Origin of the sequence: Actinoallomurus acaciae, from assembly GCF_042429965.1 — a bacterium.
Classification (GTDB): domain Bacteria; phylum Actinomycetota; class Actinomycetes; order Streptosporangiales; family Streptosporangiaceae; genus Actinoallomurus; species Actinoallomurus acaciae.
Genome location: NZ_JBHLZP010000856.1, coordinates 1 through 2,269, shown reverse-complemented (window position 1 = coordinate 2,269; position 2,269 = coordinate 1). Strand labels below are relative to the sequence as shown.

The window sequence follows — 2,269 nt, the reverse complement described above, 5'->3', positions numbered from 1 at the left end:
TGGTGCTGGCGGTGGATGAGTAGAGTCGACCTGGGGCGCGTTACCGGGATTTCGCCCGGCACGTCTCCCCAGGTCGCTCTCCGAACCCGGCGTACGCATTACTGCGTACCGGGCTCTCCGCGTGACCGTGCCGTTAGGCTGGTGTCTTTCTGGGGGATGCCCAGGGAGTGGGGATGGTGTCGCCTCGGTAGCGATACCGGGTCACCGGTACCGTTCCCGGGTTGAACAGCTCTGTACCGGCGACGATCAGCCCATGTTCGGGGACGATGTAGCGTCGTCGGAATTCTTTCCAAGGCATTCGTTTTCGTCCCTTATGGCGTTCCCTGAGCCAGCGGGAAACGCGCGTACGCGCATACCAGCCCAGACTTGAGAACACGTGTTTGACGACCGCATGCTTGAAGTAGTTAGCCCATCCCCGCAGCATCTGGTTGATGCGGTGAATCAACTCACCTGGGACGATACTGAACATCGACCTGTAGGTCAGCGCCTTCACCTTCCGTCGGATGCCGGCAACCGACTTTTCTGATGCGAAGGTGTATACGTAGCGCTTGTGGCTACCTCGTTTTCGTTTCCGCTGGATACGGAATCCGAGGAAGTCGAACCCCTCGTCAATGTGACACACCGAGGTTTTCGTTTCCGACAGGCCCAGCCCGATCGGGGCCAGCACCTGCGCCACCACCTCACGCAGCGCCTCAGCGTGCGCTCGGGTACCGGAGATCATAATGACGAAATCGTCGGCGTACCGACAGATCCGCCAGACCCCGTCCCCATTGCGGCCCCGCTTTGTGCGCTGGTAAGTTGTGGCCATCGTCTGCTGGTATTCCTCGGCGAAGTAATCGTCGAGGGCCGACAGTGCGATGTTCGACAGAAGCGGTGAGAGGATACCGCCCTGTGGTGTGCCGGTGTAAGTGTCTCGCTCCATCCCCAGCTCGGTCAGGATACCGGCCTTCAGGAACTTCTTAATCAGGCGCAGCACCCGCTTATCTCCGACCCGCTTCCGCACCCGATCCATGAGAAAGGTGTGAGAAATGTTGTCGAAGCACGCCTCAATATCAGCCTCCAGTACCCACTCATATGAGCGGGTAGCCAGGAACTGAATCTCGGCGATCGCGTCATGCGCGCGCCTTCTCGGCCGGAACCCATACGAACATGGGCGGAAATCCGCCTCGAAGATGGGCTCAAGCACCAGCTTCAGCGTACTTTGAACGACCCGATCCTCCACGGTGGGGATACCGAGGCGTCTGAGTTTCCCATTCGCTTTAGGTATCATCTTCTCCCGCACCGGGGAAGGACTGAAGGACTCTTCCTTCAGCGCCGATCGCAGATCCTCCAGGAACGCCTTCGCCCCGGTCGACCGTTCGATGGAGGCGACGGTCCTGCCGTCAACCCCGGCCGACCGGGCACCCTTGTTCGACGCGACCCGGTCCCATGCGATGTGCAAGAACGCCGGGTCGTGCACGAGATTGAACAGGTCGTCGATCCGGCAGCCCCCATCAACTACCGCCCAACGGTGCAGTTTGGCCTGCATCCCCGCTACCTTTGACCGAGCCTGCGAAAGCGTCGGCCAACAGGCACCGGTCTTCACCGGCGCGTCTTGCGGCATTGTCAGCCCTCCCCTGCGGTTGCGCCGCTGACCCCGGCCAAAGCCGGAGCGTGCACGGCAAGTGCAAGTACTCCTCGCAAATCACGCTGCCGCCCTTCGCCCTGCGTCACGGTTCTCCCGGACCCCTATGGCGGGTCACAACGCCCGCGACTACTACGGCGGCTCCGCCCCGCGCCAGTGGCCACCAGCAGACGGCGTGCCTTCCCTTCCCCACACTGGATCGCGCGTCAGAAGGGGACCACTGGACGGTTCCCACGTTCACCAATCGATCGATCGACGGGTTAGGCATCCGGCTTTACCCCCGCGGCATCGCCAACGGCTACGCCGCAGACCTTCACCGCGGCCTCCCTGCCGGCGACTCCCACCAGACCGGGAGTTCCCCACCCCGCACGCGAGATGAGTACGCACCGCAACCAGCCCATATCCACCAGATTTGAGCTGGCGTATCTTTAGGCGGCTTCCAGCGCCGATGTCTCTCGTATACCTTCCCGTCTCGCTTGCCGGACCCGGCCCGTCTGGCAGTACCAGACCGTCCCGGCTTTGTCAGGGCCGCTTGCCACCCTCCCCGGCACCTCCCGGATCGGGCTGCCCTCAGCTTCACCGCCTTGCTGCGACAAGACAGCGATGGTGGTCTTTCACCCCCACTCGATCGATCAGCGCCTCGTG

1 protein-coding gene is annotated in these 2,269 nt (G+C 62.4%); it reads right to left on the bottom strand.

Features of this window, described 5'->3' with window-relative positions; genetic code table 11:
• Window positions 1-133: 133 nt before the first annotated feature.
• Window positions 134-1,528, bottom strand: coding sequence for a group II intron reverse transcriptase/maturase (gene ltrA / locus ACFFNX_RS48100; protein WP_378213128.1), 1,395 nt, complete (start codon window positions 1,526-1,528; stop codon window positions 134-136).
• Window positions 1,529-2,269: the final 741 nt, after the last annotated feature.

Coding starts and splice junctions, on each gene's coding strand:
- ltrA (WP_378213128.1), bottom strand. CDS start 1,528: ATGCAGGCCAAACTGCACCGTTGGGCGGTAGTTGATGGGGGCTGCCGG.